Genomic DNA, 17,734 nt, shown 5'->3' on the forward strand with positions numbered 1-17,734 from the left:
TAATTTATAGAAAAACTAGAGGGGAGTTTTTTGACATTTGAGATAGTACTTGAGCGACTCGACTCTAACATATCTGAATTATTAGATTATTTGAAGATCAAAGCACCATATACGGTAGAGCCGACAAAGGAAGGATTTGGAGATATTGTGTGTAATGTTGCGTTTCTGCTTGCAAAAGAGATGAAAAAATCTCCCAAAGATATCGCTATAATATTGGCAAAAGAGTATGAGACAAAATTCAAAGATGGGATGTGCAAGGTTGTGGCTAATCCTAGCGGATATTTGAATTTTACAATAAATATGGAAAAGTTTGCAGGCGAGACGTTGAAAAAATCTATGAAAAATGATTACGCAAATGGCAATGAAGGGAAAATTATAACAATTGAGCATACTAGTGTAAATCCAAACAAGGCAATACACATTGGACATGTACGCAACATGATTATTGGTGATGTAATTTCACGTATATTGATCAAGGCCGGAAACAAAGTACATGTGCTAAATTACATAGATGATTCTGGGCTTCAAGTTGCAGACATAATACTTGGGTTCAAGGAACTAAAATTTTCACAAGATTCTAAAAATGAGAAATTTGATCACTATTGTGGAGATACGGTATATGTAAATACAACCAAACAGTATGAAACAAAACCAGAATTAAAAATAAAGAGAGACAAGATACTAGAAGAGATGGATGATGTAAAATCAGACACTGCAAAATTTGCAAATGAGATTACAAAGAAAATTCTAGAGCAGCAGATAAAGACGTGTTGGAGACTTGGCGTCACATATGATTGTCTCAACTTTGAATCACAAATTATTCAATCCGGAATGTGGTCAGAGATATTTGAGAGATTAAAAACGGATGGTACCATCATTCAAGAAAAAGAAGGGGAGAATGCAGGTTGCTGGATACACAGAGACGGAGATTATGACAAAATAGTAGTGCGAAGTAACGGTATTGCTACCTATTTTGCTAAAGATATACCATACGCCATGTGGAAAATGGGTTTAATCACAAATCCTTTCAGGTATGTACAATACAGCACACAGTATAATGACAGAGTTTTGTGGCAGACGATACTAGGGGATGAAGGAGAGAAGAGAGATTTTACAGGCAAACAAATCATTACAATCATAGACAATAGACAGTCGCAGTTACAAGATATGATTACAAAATTAATGAGCAAAATTAACAACACCATCACATACACGTATTTGGGATACGAGGTTGTAACACTGAGTAGTACAACTGCAAAACAATTGGGTATTGATACGAGCAGAAATGTACAAATGTCAGGTAGAAAAGGCACATACATTAACGCAGACACGGTACTAGATACTTTGTACAAAAAAACACTACAAGAGACACAAAAGAGAAACCCTGATTTAAAAGAGAATCAAGTACAAAATATTGCAAATGATTTAGCAACGGGGGCATTACGTTATGAAATGATAAAACAAGATTTAGATAGGAAAATAATTTTTGATCTAGACGAATCATTAAATTTACACGGAGATACGGCAGCATACATACAATATTCCCACACAAGAGCAAACAGAATATTAGAAAAATCTAAAAACAAATCAAACGATTCGTCATTGAATAATCTAACAGATAAACATGAACGTTCATTAATAATTGAAATCTCAAAATTCAAGATGCATGTATCAGATGCTACAAGAAACCTGTCACCGAAAATCATTGCAAAATATTGCCACACACTTGCAGTTGCATTCAATTCATTTTATGAACATGTAAGAATTATAGACGAAAAAGATTAGTCCATCCGAGTCTCCAGATTGTACCTAGTAGAGTCATTTCAGAAGACACTTTTATCATCACTATACCTACTAGGCATACCGGTACCTGACAGAATGTAAATATGTCTAGATTTTTATCATGATTCAGTCTGCTGTTTATAATGAATGAAATTAAGAATAAAGATTATGTATTATTCTTTTTTAATAATTCAAAAAAATGGTTGGTGCGAATAAATAGAAAAGACCAACTACACACGCATATTGGAGTGATTCAACATGCTGATGCAATTGGTAAAGAATATGGCTCTAGAGTTTTAACAAATAAATCAAAGTATGTGTATCTGTTCAAACCTACAACATTTGATTATATCATGAAGATACAACATGGAACACAAATCGTATACCCAAAAGATATAGGATATATCATTGCACGTTGTGGATTACAGAGTGGACAGAAGGTAGTAGAGATTGGGACCGGTAGTGGTGCGCTAACAATATTTCTAGCTAGTATCGTAAAGTCTCGTGGTCATGTGTATACATTTGATGTGAATCAAGATTTCATGGACATTGCAACTAAAAACATACTCAAAGCAGGTATGACAAAATATATCACAATGAAAAAACTAGACATAAAACAAGTAAAAAAAGTTCCAATCAAGGATGCAGATCTTACAATAGTTAATCTAGGAGACCCCTGGACGGTCCTACCTCAAGTTCGAGAGATGTTAAAGGGTGGCGGACAAGTTGTAACAATTTGTCCAACAATGAATCAACTTGAAAAGACATCAGCAGGGTTTGTAGAGAATGAATTTACAGACATCGAGTGCACAGAGCACATACTTCGTAGAATAGAGGCCAGAGANGGGAAAACTAGACATTCGTTTGATGGTATTGGTCACACGACATATCTGGCTCATGCTAGAAAGGCATACTTTGAGGTATGATTATGCAGATCACAGAAGAGATAGTAGAGAAAATGATGCCTGCAAGAGAGACATCTTCAAGAAAGGGCGATAATGGTTCGGTGTTGGTAGTTGGTGGAAGTTTTGTGTATCATGGAGCCCCTGTGTTAACATCCATGGCAGCTTTGAGAACAGGTGTAGATTTGGTATATACTGCCATACCCAAGATTCATGCAATACCAGTGCGTGCATACTCGCCCAACTTGATTGTTATTCCACTAGCTGATGGCAAACTTACTAGAGGTGCTACAAACAAATTGATAAAATCTATTCCAAAAAAAATTGACTGTGCAGTAATTGGTAATGGAATGAACACATTTGATCGTAGAGCACTTTTAGCATTACTCAAGGCATTAAATCAAAGAGGGACAAGAATCGTACTAGACGCCGGCGCTCTAGTACCGGAGATTTTAGATATAATTGCAGGTATGAAGGTCATACTTACACCACATTCAGGAGAATTTTACAGAGTATTTGGCAAAGAGGTTCCTCAAGATGTCACAAAGAAAAGTATGATGGTACAAGAATGTGCCAAACAGTATGATGCAGTTATTGTACTAAAGTCAAATACAGATATAATATCAGATGGTACAAATACATATCAATTTGAAAAGATTATTCCGGCAATGACAGTGGGCGGAACAGGAGATGTCTTGGCAGGAATCATAGGAGGATTATACGCAAAAACTACAAATGCGCTAGATGCAGGTGTATGTGGAGCATACTTTAACGGAGTTGTCGGATTTAGTGTTCAAGATAAAATAGGAAATCATTTGGTTGCAACAGATCTAATTGACGCCATACCATCAATCATGAAGAAATTCGACAAAACAGTATAAATCATCTCACACGAGTCTCATAAATGGCAGTAGCATAACTACATTGAGCATTTAATCTCAAGTATGGAATTAATTTGTAATGAATATAGTACAAATTTTTCTCTTTGTATATTATTCCCTTATTCATTAGAGATAGTAATCCTCTAGACACCTCAACAATAGAGATTTTCAGTTCTTGGCATTTTTTATCACGCATATTTTGATATTGTGGAATAGTAAAGAAGAGATCTTGTTGTTGTATAATTAGAGGCCATACAATTTCTGCCCAAACAAATCTTCGTATGTGTGTAGCTGTAGCATACTTTCCTTTAATCAACATTAATAGTGAGATAATTTTAGATATAACTGAATACTTGAGCCACACCGATATTAAAGAAGCATTGGAATTATTAAAGAAACAAGATTGGGTCATAGAGCCTGTAATTAGTAAATTTATGTTGGGAGAAATTACAGATGTTGTGGATCATACAATAAAGATAGATAGTGTGATATTTCACATACCCAAACTTGTAAAAGAATCAGCATACATACTGTGGAAATGTTTTTGGCCAGATTGTAACAATTGTTGTGACAGACAGGGTTGACTGCCACTAACATCTAGTGATTTAATTACAATCGGAAGTGGTTTGAAATATAAAAATACAGCAGATTTTATTAAAAAAGAGACACTCATGGCAACATGGAAAGAGCAGTCACCATCCGGTCAAGATATTACAATCACAGGAATAAATCTAAAGCGCAAAGAAAACGAAACATTACAGGAAGATGGAACTCACATATCATGTAGATTTTTAGATGAAAAAGGAGGATGCGGTATCCACCCTAATCGTCCAATGGTTTGTTATATGTATCCATTTTTCTCTTGGACAGAGAATGAATCTGGAACCGCACGTGTTCACGCATCATTTCAATTTACAGGAGACTGTCCAGGTTTTTACACATCACATGAAATATCCCCAATGGATGAAATTCTGAAAGAGTATTCTAAAATCATTTATGATTATAACACAAAGTATGAACAGACATTAAGAGATGGATTTGCAAGTATAAACTAGAATCATGCTTGAGATACACGCCAGAGATCCTTGAGATGAATCTCCATACCAAATCTATCTTCATTTTTTTTCATGTATCTAAATATTGCAAGTAATGATGGCATCTGTTTTAACATGTTAAATTTACCACACATCTTGGCAGTGATAAAATCGTACACTTTGCTATATATGGCAAAGTAATTCAAGACATCTTTTCTATACGCATTCATATCTGTAAGATTATTTACGAAAAATTTTGCACAATACATGCTAGGAATTATGCCCTCTCCGAGTAGTGGATATACAGTACCTATAGACTCACCAACTCCTACTACTTTGCCATGATTAAAGGGAGTACACCTATCTGGTGTGGCAAGACGAATTGGTCTACCAACTGTTTTGTGTATTGTACCACCATATTTTTCAAAAAATCGTTTAGTCTCCACAACATGTTGTTTTTTATAATCACCAGCTCCAATGTGTGCCCATTTATCACCTAGTGGAAAATACCACAAATATCCAGACATCCCAGAAAATGGTCTTATGTAAAAATCATCCAATGGAACACCATGTTCATAATATACCTTGTATTGAAATGTAGGAAGATAAAAATCATTTTTAATTTTTGGAAGATAATTTCTATGAAATCCAGTAGCATCTACGATCAAATCAAAATCAGATTCCAAGTCTTTTAATTTTGGAATAGTGGAATAGTGAATTTTACAACCTTTTGCCATCTGCTGAATAAGACCGATTTTATCATATGTACATATTCCTTTCAATTTTATATCAAAACGTTGTTTGTCTGTCATATCAATATAGATATTTTTTCCATCATGAATGATAAACTTGTTAAAATCAATATCCACAGCAGAACACAGTTCTTGCATTGTATTCTTTGATGTACCCCACGCACATATGGAATCATGAGAGACCTCATCCATTCTCTCAAACCCTACAACATCATGTTCTTTTTTTAATAATGACAGGAGATAACTGCCAGCTACACCAATACCCACAATAGCTGATTCTCATAATGAAAGTAATTTGGTAGGTATTTAATAAACCATAGAAACCAGTATGATTAACAAGTTAAATATTTAAAAGAGAAAACAAGATAATTTAAAAATAAATATTATAAAAAATCATTCTACAAATATTGCAGGTTTATGTGGACGTGCAAATCGTGCCTTGTCATTTGGATCATGAATGCCTTTGTCAGATTCACAATACACTAGAATTTTGGCATTATATTCATCTTCAAAAGATTCTAGTTGTGTCTGCAACATCTTTTTCTCATCCACATTAATGGTATTTTCAAGATATACCTGTTCAGGGGATTTTGAGAAAATTTCACTGGTTGTCTTTTTTACAAAATCCGGATCTTTTTTAATATCCACAAATTTTAAATCATTAAACAGAGTCTTCATTATATCTTTAGGCAAGATGTGTTTTAATGTCATAGATAATACCTCTTTATAGACATTGTATTTCAATGGGCTTGCAGTGTAGAGTATTATTTGCTTGGGTTTTATCTTTGTTACACGAAGAATCTTTTCAATGTCTGCCACTATATCTCGCAACAAATCTTCAGCATATGAATCCCTTGAATCAAAACGTTCAGAGGTTGGCCAGCTACTAGTAAATACACTAGCAGTGTTTTTTAATTTTTGCCACATCTCTTCTGCTACAAATGGAGCAAATGGAGCTAACAACTGTACACGGTTAGATAAAATATCATAAAATATACCAGATGTGTCTGTCCGTTTTTTCAGTGCAACACGTTTCTTGTACCAAATCAAATCTTTTTCAAAATTAAATAAAATATTATGTAACGCTTCTCTAAGACGCATGTTTTCAATCTCATCGGTGACCTGTACAATCAAAGTGTGTAGACGTGCTAATATCCACCTATCCTCTTGTTGTAAGGTGTGAGTCTTTTCATCGACAGTACCACAATGCTCCAAAATAGAGCCCAGTCTATTCTGAATTGATTGGATAGACTCTGAATCAAAATCAGCATCTTGTAATAGTTCAGCGGAGCCAATAATTGCAAGTCGAATAGGATCTGCACCATATTTTGTGATCGCACCACGTAATGGTATGATATTCCCCATGGATTTGGACATTTTTTTCCCATTCATCAATACTGAGCCATTAATCACAATACTACGTGGCCAGTATTTTTTTGGAAATATTGCAATATGATTCAGAACAAAAAACAAGAGATGATTCGGTACTAGATCTCTGCCAGAGTGTCGAGCATCCACAGGATAAAAGTATTCAAATTCAGAACGTATTTCATGTAGTTTTTCAACATCAACACCAATAGATGAAGATATAGTGTTTGGATCTCCTTTACCAAGTAGTGTATAATCAAAAAAAGCATTATTCAATCTTTCAGGGTCGATATCTCCCGAGTTTACAAATCTTACAATAAGATAATACGACATGTAAATTACAGAATCTGTTAGACTCTCTACAATCCAGTCTTTATCCCAAGGCAGTACGGTTCCCAAACCGTGTTGACGTGCACATGCTCGTTGTTGAATCCAATCCAAAACATGATCAAACTCTTGTCGCATTTCTTTGGGTTTAATATCCAAACTATCAAAGCATTCTTTGCCAATTTTTTTCCAATCTTTATCACCATAATTCAAAAACCACTGATTGTTCAATACCTTTACAACACATTCAGTGCCACATCTGCATTGTACTGGAGCATTTGTCATCTCTAGAAATTTCCCACAATTTTGCAGATTATATGATTCGTCTCTAGCCTGTTTGACAGACATACCAACAAGTGTGTCAGTATTACCTAGCATCACTCCGTCATTGAATTCGGTATTGTATACCTGCTTTGTGGCAGATTCCATTGCAGGATCTGCTTGCGAAGAGATGTTGAATTTTTCTAAAACCTGTTCTACCATGTTTTCACCCTCACCAGTCTTGATTATTCTAATTGGAGTTATGTTACGTGCCAATTCAGATACATCAGAGTTTTTGTCCCCTTGCAGATCCAACAATGCCTGTAAATCATAAGGGGCGTGTGCAGGTACAGACATTACAATACCGGTTCCAGTAGTGCTATTAACAAAGGATGCAGGTAGTATTGGAACCGTTTTATTTATTGCGGAAACACGAATAGATTTTCCTATGAGATCTTTGCCTGATATGTCACCTATGATCTCAACGGTATGATCCAAAAATGACAACTTGTGTGCACATTCTTTGCTCACTATCCATTTAGAGTCATCCACCATTACAATTTTATAATTAATGTCTGGATTTACCCACAAATTTGTTACGCCATAAATCGTTTCAGGTCTGAGTGTAGCTGCAGGAATCATGGTATTATCATCTAGTCTCAAATCTGCAAGGAGATATTCAGTAAAGCTAGGCTCCACATCACCCAAAGTATCATGTTGAGATACAGGATTTTCATCTCTAGGACACCAACCCACAGGATGTGATCCTTGTTCTATGTATCCTTGATCACGTAGTGATTCAATCTGCCAAGAAATGAATTTTTTGTATGCAGGATCAATGGTAGTAAATTCACGTCTCCAATCAATGGAATACCCCATCTCAATCATACCCTGCTTAATCTCTGCATGAAAGTAATCTGCAATTTTTACCGGATCTACAAATGTCTTTATGACATCTTTTGGAACACCGTATAACGTATCTAACGCCTCTATCAACTTTTCATCGTTGTCCTCAATTCTACTGGCCATGCCAAGTATCGGGGTACCGGTATAGTGAAAACCCATCGGAAATAGCACATTGTAGCCACGCATTCTATAAAATCGTGCACTGATATCTGCAATAGTATACGTTCGGCCATGACCGATATGCTGAGGAGAGTTTGGATACGGATATGCCACGGTGATGAATTTCTTCTCTCGTGAGTCAGGGGTAGATTCATCAACAGAGTTTTCACACCATATCTCTCTCCACTTGTTTTCAATCAGAGTCCAATTTACTGTCATGATACATCACTTTGAGAGTATTTCCTCCAGTGATGTTATAGCGTTATTAATTTTAGAAGAGTCGCGACCTCCACCTTGAGCAAATTGATCATTGCCACCGCCGGAGCCATTTAGTATAGTAGAGATTTTTTTCATTAAATCATTAGCACTAAATGATGTATCATTACCAGAATAGATTATAATCTGAACAGTATCACCAACTAGAAATACACAATAAATCATAGTTGGATCTTGTTTAATGACTTCTTGACCTAAAGATATGAAATAATCAGAATCAAGTTCAGAGTTTGTTGTGATGTGCAGACCAACATTATCAAATCTCTTAGATTCAGAAATTATCTGTTTTGCCATACTTTGATTTGTGTTTTGTGTGATTATTTTTATATTCTTTTTTGTAGATTCTAATCTTGTTAGAGATTTTCTAAAAGAATCTAGAATTTTGGTCTTGTGTGAGTCTAGATGTTGTGCCATTGTAATTATATCATGATCCTGTTTTTGTATATAAGAAATTGCGTGTCTTCCTGCCACAAATTCAATTCGAACTACACCATCTTGGATACGTTCAGTCTTTGTAATCTTCATAAGACCAATCTCTCCAGTATTATTCACGTGTGTTCCCCCACATGCCTCAACGTCAAAATTTTCAATCTCTACGATACGCACCTTACTGACTGGAACAACTCCTCCCTGATAAATTCCAAAACCATATTTTTGCTCTGCGCCTCCACGTTCATACTCTGAGACAAGTACTGGAAGATTTTTCTGAATAGTTTCGTTTACCACATGTTCAATTTTATACATTTCATCATGATTTAACGCAGAGTGATGAGTAATGTCTAGTCGAGCATACCTTCCAACTTTGAATGCAGAGTGTTGCCACACCCAAGAGCCTAAAACATTTCTGCATGCAGAATTCAAAATGTGAGTACTGGTATGATGTCTAGACGTATCAAGACGATTCTGTTCATCTACAATACAATTTACCACACTTCCCACTTTGGGCAAATCCCCATTTACTTTATGGAGTATGATGCCACCACTCTTTACTACATCTACAACTTTTAATTCAGAGATTGTTCCTTTATCCGGTTCCTGTCCACCACCTCGAGCATAAAATGAGGTTTTATCTAAGATGATAAAATCATCTACTGTTTCAAGTACAGTAGCATCAAATGTCATCGGATCATCACCATAAAATAATAATTGAGTATTTTGTGTGGTACGTATTGAAATACTAGAAAAAGTTTTAGGTTTGTTGGATTGATGTAGGCCAGAGAGTTTGGTATAAAATGTTGATGGTATAGCATCGAGTACTTTCATCTCCATCAAATATTCAGGTGTAATACCATCTGATTCATAGAGACGAATCATGTCATCAATGCCTAGTGTCTTGCCTCGTAGTGTCTGGGCAGTCTTCTCGATTCTAGATTTAGAATCAGCATATCTACTAGTCTCAATGGATATGATTTTTTTAATATCATCACGTCTGGTTTTCAATTCAGGGTAAATCTGTCCTAGATAATCAATTTGAGAGTCTATCATATCATCCAAAGTTGTGGTAAGTGAAATTTTGTGAATAGTAGTGACTATTCTACGTAACATCATACGAAGATTATATCCACCACCCACATTACTTGGCAACGCCCCATCTGCAATTGCAAATATGAGTGTACGAATATGATTTGCAATTAAATAAATAGATTCCATTGGAGATATGAAATCATTGAATTGTTTGTTGTCAAGTCCTGCAGCTGATATAGAGTCACTTTTTGCAAGTTGAATGTCTTTGTCTAATCGTGTTGCAACCTCTGTATAATATCGTTTTAGAATGTCAGGGTTGGGATCAATACCCAAATTCTGCATCATTATTTCAAGTACAGGACCAAAGCAGCAATCATAAGCAGTAGGGGTACCAGATGTAAGCCATGCAAAGCGCTCAAGACCTGCACCCATGTCTATTATTCTATTCTCTAACAGTATAGGATTATCAAGTGTTCCTTGGAATTCTGTAAATACAGCGTTACCTAGTTCCAATCCTCCAACAAAATATTCCAATGATGAACCAAAAGAGCCACCACCTTCCCAAACATCTTCAACAAAAACAATTTTTTCTTTAGGAATTCCGAGATGAGTAGACAATAAATTATAATCAAGATTGATGCACTCATCTTTCCAATATCCAGAAGAATTCGATATACTGCACTGACCAATCATACAAAAGCTAGAAAAGTGCCTTCCAGTCACACCAACATTCTCTAAATCTTTGAATCTCAAACATGGTTGAGGGATAATTAATGGGTTTGCAGGAAATTCAAATGATACCTTGCCTCCCATAATTCGTTGGAAATTTACAATCGATGCAATAGTAAAGTATAGATTATCACGCCATCTGCACACTACAGGATATCTATTCACAGATGTATGATTATTTTTTACAAAGAATGATTCGATCTCTTTCCATGCATCAAGATAATCTAAACGCTTGGTAGATGGAGGATCACCGATGAAGGAATAGGGATCAGAGATATCATCAGGACATTTGGATATATTGGCATCACACGTCCAAAAGTAACGACCACAAGTGACACATGCACGTCTCTCAAATCCTTGTTCGGCAAATAATTTTACTGAATAATATCGATCAGGATCCGATGAGAACTTTGCAAGAATTTCACTTTTATTCATGATGTATGATAAAATTCAGTATTTAATAAATTAGTTTGATTAGATATTATAATGTTCAGTGAGGTGAGTTTGAAATGTATTATATCATTGGTATGATTAATCACTGAATATTTAAAAAAAATAGTGAATAATTATGATACATAATGGAGGATAATTATGAAATGAATTTATCAGATAGTTGCACTACAAATTTCAATACCAATATCATTATTGTGCGTGAATTTCACATTTTTTCCAAATCTACACTTTTCAATGCTCTTCATAGTATGATGATTAATGACATTACCTCCAATTTTTTTAACCTCAGCATTAATCGTATGATGAGAATAATATGTGAACGGTTGAACGTCTACATTTTTAGTAATTGTACCGAATCCAAATCTTAGCAGATATCTAGTTGAGGGATGAACGTATCGTACAGGTATGGAGTGCTCGAAGATTAGTTTATTTTCCAGTTTAGGATGTGTGAGTGTTTTTATGGTATTCCAGAATATATTTTTTGTAATATAGTATGATATTCCTTCTGCAACAATCACAGTTGGAAGTGTTGGGTCAAAACCATGTTGTACAAGTTTTTTATGAAATAATTTTGGTTTTGCAATATCTGCAGTTATACAATGAATTAATTTGGATAGTTTAGGAGAAGATTTGTAAAGTAATTTGGTTTTTTCCTTCATAAGATTAATGTCAGTCTCAAATAAGACGATATCATGTCTTTTAGATGCAAGGTATAATGAAAGAGCATCTATGCCTGCAGCTAGAATAACAAATTGGGTATTGGGTTTTGCGTATTGGAGGGCCAGTCTAGATACACAATACTTGCGATTCTTTACAATCTGTTCAAATACATCTGAATAATCAGTGTATTTTTTGGCCAGAGATTTACCAGGTGTTAAGTTGACAAGGGATTGGTATTTTTTACATGCAGGAGTCGTGTGAATGGTATTGCCTTGAAGTATTGTAACTAGCAAAGAGGTATCTTGAATATCATACATGATAAATTTACAAATTTTTGGCATATTTTAGGATTTAATTTGTACGTAATCATGATTAGTAGAATACAAATTTGATAGTAAATGTGATGTCAATTCCATGATTAATATAAATAATCAATAAATAGAATGAATTTATTCACACATTATGTTTGAAAAGAAAGATAACGCCAGAGAAGGATCTCATGTATTTTTTGCAGTAGAGGACAAATCCTACTCTAACATCATTTTTGGCACCATTACAGGGATAAAGGGACAAGATTTGGGAGTAAATGGTATTTTGGTCAACCCGGTTGGATTGAAAAATAAGCTGGATCAAGGTAAGACAGGTATACGTTCTAGAGAAATTTTAGAGAACCCAACTCCAGAGAATTGTATACTAGCATTCATCTACAGAGTAGAGTATGAAAATTATACAGGAATTGTAAATTTAGATAAACAAAGGGTTACTTTTATCCCCCCTGCAATATACGCAATACTAGAAGGTTGGATAAGAGAAGCATTACCAGAATTCTTAAACAATGTGTTATCCCTCCCACCAGGAGATGAACGTGATGAGAATAAACGTCTACTTCGAATTAAGATGGACAAGTTGTATGATAAGAACCTGAAACGTAATCTATACGCTGTATGTAGAAGTCTGAAAATTTTAACCTAGTGTATCGTATTCATGATATAATGGTATCAAGATTTAATAAAATATATGATATCATCATAATAGAAGTGATGAATAATTTCTAATAATATGGATATGCGTTTGGTTTATGTATTACTTGATGGAGTAGGCGACTTGCCACATCCAAGTATAGACAATACCACCCCTCTGCAGGGAGCACATACTCCAAATCTAGACAAACTAGTTAGTAATGGAAGTATGGGTAGAGTAATTTCTGTCGGAGAGGGAATTGCACCAGAGTCAGATATTGCAGTATTCAACATGTTGGGGTATAATTTTCAAAAATCCGAGTATGTAGGTCGTGGCGTGGTAGAATCTGTGGGGGTCGGAATTGACTTTAAAGATGGAGATTTTGCATTACGTGGTAATTTTGCAACATTGAATAATCAAAATTTTATAACAGATAGACGCGCAGGAAGACACATTGAACGACAAGACGCAGATACAATTGCAAAAGAGATTGAATCAAACATTAAATTCTCAGATCCAAACACCACAGTTTCAGTTGTGCCTACAATAGGGCACAGAGTGGTAGTGCGATTTCGTACCAACAATAGAAGATTATCATCAAATATATCAAATACAGATCCAGCATACGCCCGAGTTGATGGCATGGGTATTGCAAAGACGACACATGATGATATCAAAATTAGTAAATGCAACTCAGAGGAAGATACAGAAGATGCAAAATTCACAGCGACAGTGATTAATGAATTTAATTCTGAATCATTACGCATAATGTCAAATAGTGAAATAAATTTAAATCGAAGAGAATCAGGGAAAAAGGANTTAGACTGTATCCTATTACGCGATGCAGGAAATATGTATCCAACGGCAACTCCGATAAACACCAAATATAGTATGAAATTCTCATCTATTGTAGATATGCCAGTTGAAATTGGAATATCAAAGATACTAGATATGAAGATGTATGAGAGCGGTGGTCTTACAGACTATGAGGCAAAAGCCCAAACGGCCGCATATGCAATGAGAGAGCAAAATGCTATCTATATTCACATAAAGGGACCAGATGAGTTTGGGCACGATGGTGATGCAATTGGTAAATTAAAGAATATCGAAGAGATTGACAAAAGATTTTTTGGGGTTTTGTTGCAAAAATTAGATATGAATAATACCAATGTTGTGGTATCAGCAGATCACAGTACACCATGTATCAATAAAGGACATAGCGATGATCCGGTTCCACTGCTAGTATCAGGAAATAATGTCACTAATGATAATACAACAAGATATACAGAATGCGACGGAGAGAAGGGCTCAATTGGGCTTTTACGCGGTGTACAAGTATTAGAGACGGCAATAAAACTAATCAAATCTGAAAAGTAGATATTTCAGAATGTATCATGTTTGTGACCAGTTTCTTCATAACATCTATGTTAATGCCCTCATAAATAACTGGAGAATTTACAAATTTTTCTAATGCTCTATTAAATATAGAGATACAAATATCATTTTCTGCCTTTTGATAATGAACAAAAGCGGCTGCGACTAGAATTATCCCTTGAACTGTTGTCTTCTCTATACCAGTGGAATGATTCCATACCCATTCTAGTGCTTCATGGCATTCCCAAAATCTCTCATTATTGAAATAATATTTTGCATCTTGTATAGCCGAGTCCTTTTCCATATCGCATTCAATAATTAACCTCGAGTTATCCAAAGAACCAATTGATTTTAGACCAATAATTAATGACTCTATGGTACCATCAGGTATTGATACATCAAACTCTAAACATTTACTGGCAACACGGCAATCTCGAATCATAATACCAGGATGGGGATTTAACTTGCGCGCCATTTGTAAAAGTGAAAGAGTATCTTGCGGAGTAAAAGTTTTATTTACAAGATGTAGCATGTATCTTTCCATGTTAAAATATGATACACCACATAGTTAAAGGAATAGTAGAAATAAAAAAAAGTATATTTAAAATTTTAACCAAATAGTGCTGACAGGCCTTCCATAGCTTGTTCTTCAGATTTGCCATCTGCTTTCTTTTCTTCTTTTGGTTTTTCTTTAGACGCCTCACCTTCAGTTGCTGGTGCTGCAGCAGTTGGAGCTACAGCGGCAACAGGAGCGGCTTTGACTGCTTCATCAATATTAACATCAGCAAGAGCGGCAACTAGTGCCTTTACTTGTGCCTCATTCACATCTGAGCCAGATGCTTTTACAACAGAGGTAAGATTCTCTTCGGTAACATCTTTTTTGAGTTTATGTAACATTAGAGCAGCATACACGTATTCCATGATATTGATTTATCAAAATGACATAATATAAAATTATATCCACTTTGATGGATAATTACAGGATAACGACCCCATTGTGAGAGATTAATTTTGTATCACTGTATCACTAGGAGTGTCATATGTACCCCACAGTATCCAGTCTCCATCAATGACTGCCCATAGATCATAATTTGCCTGAGCAAGATCACCGGCGTCATTTAATGTTATACTTCCAAGAGAACCCATGTGGGCATATGCCGTATCATGTAGATTACTAGTCAAAATATCAACATCGGTGCTTTGGGTATTTTGTATTGTAAGACCAATAAGCCATACAGAGTCATAGATCCCATACGTGTAAGTAATTGGATTGTATCCAAGTGTATCGAACAGAGTAGATTTTACATTACGTTTGACATCATTATCTGAAACACCTACAATTACTGAAACAAGTCTGGTATTGGTTACAAATTCTTTAGTAATCGGATCTTGAATTAGAGCAATAGACTGCGCGTTTGGACTTGCATCATACCATTTTACGTCATCTAGTATGTCATGTGCAGATGCAGATTGCATTAAAGGTAAGAGTTCTGCAAATCCAAAAAAAACAATACCAACATTGTCTGCACCATATTCAGAGACATACTCTTGTGTTTTTTTAGCTGAATAAAGATACAGATGTGGAAAACTCTGGAGATTCAGGGTTGTACCGTATACCCTCATCGGTTATTCCTCCACGAGCTGTAAAAAATTCAGATGTGTATTTATTCAAAGAGTCACCCCACGCATCACCACGCCACACAGGAATGAGTACTTTGACAGCATCATGATTCAGGACAGCGACCATTGCAGGTCCCTGATGTGAGGCATCGACGGTCATACGAAAGATATTATCATTTGCAATTGCAAGAGTATCGGCATTGGAGCAACAACTGAGTAAAAGTACGTTATTGGATTCGGCATATCCTGCCATATTCCTTAAACCTGCACTAGTTGGAACGCCAACTACAACATTGGCCCCTCTAGAGTATAATGTGGTCAATTTTTCAAGTGATTGGGCAGGGTTGGTTGCAGAGTCTTCAACTATTAAGGTCAAGTGCCAAGTCTCGCCAGATTCTTTCAGGTAATTATTGAAATCATCAATTGCAAGTCTTGTTCCCACTAGCAATTCTTGACCTACGGCAGTCAAATCCCCAGTGAGTGGAAGAATCGCCCCTATCAATACCTCTGAGGGAATCGCACTTGTCAATACTGGAGATCGTGTAGGTGTAGATTGTAAATTATTATCGGTTCCATCATGCACTCCCCAAAGTGTCCATTGTCCATCAACTACTCTCCATAAATCATGATCTGCTTGAGCAAGATCATCATTATTATTCAGATTAGTATATCCAATAGAACCGACGTATGTACTTGCTATTTGTGGAAGATTTGTCTTTATGGTATCAACATCACTAGAACCAGAGTCCAGTATAGTAAGTCCGACTAGCCAAACAGAGTCATAAGTGGCATGAGCGTAAGTGGATGGATTCTGTCCCAATTTATCAAATAGATTTGATTGTACATGTTTGTTTATAGAATTAGATGAGGAGCCGGCAAGTATTGATAATAATTGAGTTTGAGTTGCAAATTCACGTGTTATATCATCTTGAATTAATATTGCAGATTGTGCAATTGTACCTGTGTCATACCATTTTACATCATTTAATATATCATATTCTGAGGATGTCTGTAAAAATAATAAAAGTTCTTCAAAAGAATACACAACTATTCCTACATTATCTTTACCATACTCAGAGACATACTCTTGTGTCTTTTCAGCCAATAAAGATACAGAGGTAGAAAATTCGGGTGATTCTGGATTGTATCGTATACCTTCATCTACAATGCCACCCAATTCTTTGAAATAATTAGAGGTAGTTTTACTCAAAGAGTCACCCCATGCATCACCACGCCACATAGGAATCATTACTGTAATTCCATCTTTATCTAAAACAGACGATATTGCTGATGCCTGAGTGGTAGCATCAACTGTTAGACGAAAGATATTATCATCTGGTATACTAAGAGTGACGGCATTGGAGCAACAACTGAATAAAAATATATTATTGGATTCGGCATACACTGCCATATTTTTCAAACCTGCACTAGTAGGAACGCCGACTAGAACATCTATTCCTTCAGAGTAAAGAGAAGTCAATTTCTCCAAAGACTGAGATGGACTAGTTGCAGAGTCTTCTATGACTAGAACTAGACGCCAAGATGCATCAGTGTCTTTTAGATATTTATTAAAATCATCAACAGCCAATTTAGCAGCCTCTGCAGTCTCTAACCCTAAGAAAGAGAGATCACCGGTAAGCGATGTGATCATGCCTATTGTTACAACAGAAGTATTTGATGTAAAAGTCTCAACTGGTGTAGATGAATCATTGGTATAGTTAATAGCTGAGGCAATACCGAATCCAATTAGTATACCAATGACAAGAATAACAATTTTTTGATAATTTAAACTCATGAATAAAACAAGGCAAATGTTTGGAGGTAAA

Annotated in this window: 15 protein-coding genes and 1 pseudogene; 7 read left to right on the forward strand and 9 right to left on the reverse strand. The window is 35.6% G+C overall.

Translation table 11 applies throughout. From position 1 onward, the window contains the following. Window positions 1–30 precede the first annotated feature (30 nt). The 3 genes and pseudogenes from argS (at window position 31) to R1F52_00285 (ending at window position 3,565) form a co-directional block, all read left to right on the forward strand. Window positions 31–1,884 (forward strand): annotated as a pseudogene (argS, locus tag R1F52_00275) (arginine--tRNA ligase). 41 nt (window positions 1,885–1,925) lie between these two features. Then, the gene (locus R1F52_00280) at window positions 1,926–2,708 is read left to right on the forward strand and encodes a tRNA (adenine-N1)-methyltransferase (protein ID WOV93113.1); all 783 of its coding nucleotides are present in this window, start codon (window positions 1,926–1,928) and stop codon (window positions 2,706–2,708) included. Between the two features lie 2 nt (window positions 2,709–2,710). Further along, on the forward strand, window positions 2,711–3,565 hold the full coding sequence (locus R1F52_00285) for an NAD(P)H-hydrate dehydratase (protein WOV93114.1): 855 nt from the start codon (window positions 2,711–2,713) through the stop codon (window positions 3,563–3,565). 1 nt (window position 3,566) lies between these two features. Here R1F52_00285 and R1F52_00290 read toward each other — a convergent pair whose 3' ends face one another. Next, a complete protein-coding gene (locus R1F52_00290) occupies window positions 3,567–3,884 on the reverse strand; it encodes a hypothetical protein (protein WOV93115.1) in 318 nt (105 codons plus the stop codon). Between the two features lie 34 nt (window positions 3,885–3,918). Between R1F52_00290 and R1F52_00295 the strand changes: the two genes are divergently transcribed. Next, a complete protein-coding gene (locus R1F52_00295) occupies window positions 3,919–4,149 on the forward strand; it encodes a hypothetical protein (protein ID WOV93116.1) in 231 nt (76 codons plus the stop codon). A gap of 42 nt (window positions 4,150–4,191) precedes the next feature. Beyond that, window positions 4,192–4,620: a YkgJ family cysteine cluster protein gene (locus tag R1F52_00300; GenBank protein WOV93117.1), complete on the forward strand. Its 429-nt coding sequence runs from the start codon at window positions 4,192–4,194 to the stop codon at window positions 4,618–4,620. A gap of 2 nt (window positions 4,621–4,622) precedes the next feature. Here the strand turns inward: R1F52_00300 and R1F52_00305 are convergent, their stop codons facing one another. The 4 genes from R1F52_00305 to R1F52_00320 all read right to left on the reverse strand — a co-directional run bounded on the left by R1F52_00305 (window position 4,623) and on the right by R1F52_00320 (window position 12,271). After that, complete coding sequence (locus tag R1F52_00305) at window positions 4,623–5,618, reverse strand: NAD(P)/FAD-dependent oxidoreductase (GenBank protein ID WOV93118.1); 996 nt, start codon at window positions 5,616–5,618, stop codon at window positions 4,623–4,625. A 126-nt stretch (window positions 5,619–5,744) separates the two neighbouring features. After that, complete coding sequence (gene leuS / locus R1F52_00310; protein ID WOV93119.1) at window positions 5,745–8,591, reverse strand: leucine--tRNA ligase; 2,847 nt, start codon at window positions 8,589–8,591, stop codon at window positions 5,745–5,747. Window positions 8,592–8,597: 6 nt separating this feature from the next. Then, entirely contained in the window at window positions 8,598–11,276 is a 2,679-nt protein-coding gene (gene alaS, locus R1F52_00315) for an alanine--tRNA ligase (GenBank protein WOV93120.1), read from the reverse strand. A gap of 170 nt (window positions 11,277–11,446) precedes the next feature. Further along, window positions 11,447–12,271: a class I SAM-dependent methyltransferase gene (locus tag R1F52_00320; GenBank protein ID WOV93121.1), complete on the reverse strand. Its 825-nt coding sequence runs from the start codon at window positions 12,269–12,271 to the stop codon at window positions 11,447–11,449. 145 nt (window positions 12,272–12,416) lie between these two features. Here R1F52_00320 and R1F52_00325 point away from each other — a divergent pair, with 145 nt between their 5' ends. Beyond that, complete coding sequence (locus R1F52_00325) at window positions 12,417–12,926, forward strand: hypothetical protein (protein ID WOV93122.1); 510 nt, start codon at window positions 12,417–12,419, stop codon at window positions 12,924–12,926. Window positions 12,927–13,019: 93 nt separating this feature from the next. Then, complete coding sequence (locus tag R1F52_00330) at window positions 13,020–14,291, forward strand: alkaline phosphatase family protein (protein WOV93904.1); 1,272 nt, start codon at window positions 13,020–13,022, stop codon at window positions 14,289–14,291. On the opposite strand, the gene R1F52_00335 is transcribed toward R1F52_00330, so the two are convergent. From R1F52_00335 to R1F52_00350, 4 genes are all read right to left on the reverse strand, one after another. Then, window positions 14,275–14,832 (reverse strand): DUF309 domain-containing protein, encoded by a 558-nt coding sequence (locus R1F52_00335; protein WOV93123.1) that lies wholly within the window; start codon window positions 14,830–14,832, stop codon window positions 14,275–14,277. The two genes, R1F52_00330 and R1F52_00335, sit on opposite strands and share 17 nt — an antisense overlap. Before the next feature lie 65 nt (window positions 14,833–14,897). Continuing rightward, window positions 14,898–15,209: a 50S ribosomal protein P1 gene (gene rpl12p, locus R1F52_00340; protein WOV93124.1), complete on the reverse strand. Its 312-nt coding sequence runs from the start codon at window positions 15,207–15,209 to the stop codon at window positions 14,898–14,900. An 84-nt stretch (window positions 15,210–15,293) separates the two neighbouring features. Next, on the reverse strand, window positions 15,294–15,911 hold the full coding sequence (locus R1F52_00345; protein ID WOV93125.1) for a hypothetical protein: 618 nt from the start codon (window positions 15,909–15,911) through the stop codon (window positions 15,294–15,296). Next, window positions 15,847–17,703: an ABC transporter substrate-binding protein gene (locus R1F52_00350; protein WOV93126.1), complete on the reverse strand. Its 1,857-nt coding sequence runs from the start codon at window positions 17,701–17,703 to the stop codon at window positions 15,847–15,849. Before R1F52_00350 ends, R1F52_00345 begins: the two co-directional genes overlap by 65 nt. Window positions 17,704–17,734: the final 31 nt, after the last annotated feature.

Source organism: Nitrosopumilaceae archaeon AB1(1) (genome assembly GCA_033471095.1).
Taxonomy (GTDB): domain Archaea; phylum Thermoproteota; class Nitrososphaeria; order Nitrososphaerales; family Nitrosopumilaceae; genus Nitrosoabyssus; species Nitrosoabyssus spongiisocia.

What these genes read in the sequence shown, in the direction of transcription:
- R1F52_00285 (WOV93114.1), top strand. Translation starts at nt 2,711, where the DNA reads ATGCAGATCACAGAAGAGATAGTAGAGAAAATGATGCCTGCAAGAGAG.
- R1F52_00290 (WOV93115.1), bottom strand. Translation starts at nt 3,884, where the DNA reads ATGTTGATTAAAGGAAAGTATGCTACAGCTACACACATACGAAGATTT.
- leuS (WOV93119.1), bottom strand. Translation starts at nt 8,591, where the DNA reads ATGACAGTAAATTGGACTCTGATTGAAAACAAGTGGAGAGAGATATGG.
- alaS (WOV93120.1), bottom strand. Translation starts at nt 11,276, where the DNA reads ATGAATAAAAGTGAAATTCTTGCAAAGTTCTCATCGGATCCTGATCGA.
- R1F52_00320 (WOV93121.1), bottom strand. Translation starts at nt 12,271, where the DNA reads ATGTATGATATTCAAGATACCTCTTTGCTAGTTACAATACTTCAAGGC.
- R1F52_00325 (WOV93122.1), top strand. Translation starts at nt 12,417, where the DNA reads ATGTTTGAAAAGAAAGATAACGCCAGAGAAGGATCTCATGTATTTTTT.
- R1F52_00335 (WOV93123.1), bottom strand. Translation starts at nt 14,832, where the DNA reads ATGGAAAGATACATGCTACATCTTGTAAATAAAACTTTTACTCCGCAA.
- rpl12p (WOV93124.1), bottom strand. Translation starts at nt 15,209, where the DNA reads ATGGAATACGTGTATGCTGCTCTAATGTTACATAAACTCAAAAAAGAT.
- R1F52_00345 (WOV93125.1), bottom strand. Translation starts at nt 15,911, where the DNA reads ATGAGGGTATACGGTACAACCCTGAATCTCCAGAGTTTTCCACATCTG.
- R1F52_00350 (WOV93126.1), bottom strand. Translation starts at nt 17,703, where the DNA reads ATGAGTTTAAATTATCAAAAAATTGTTATTCTTGTCATTGGTATACTA.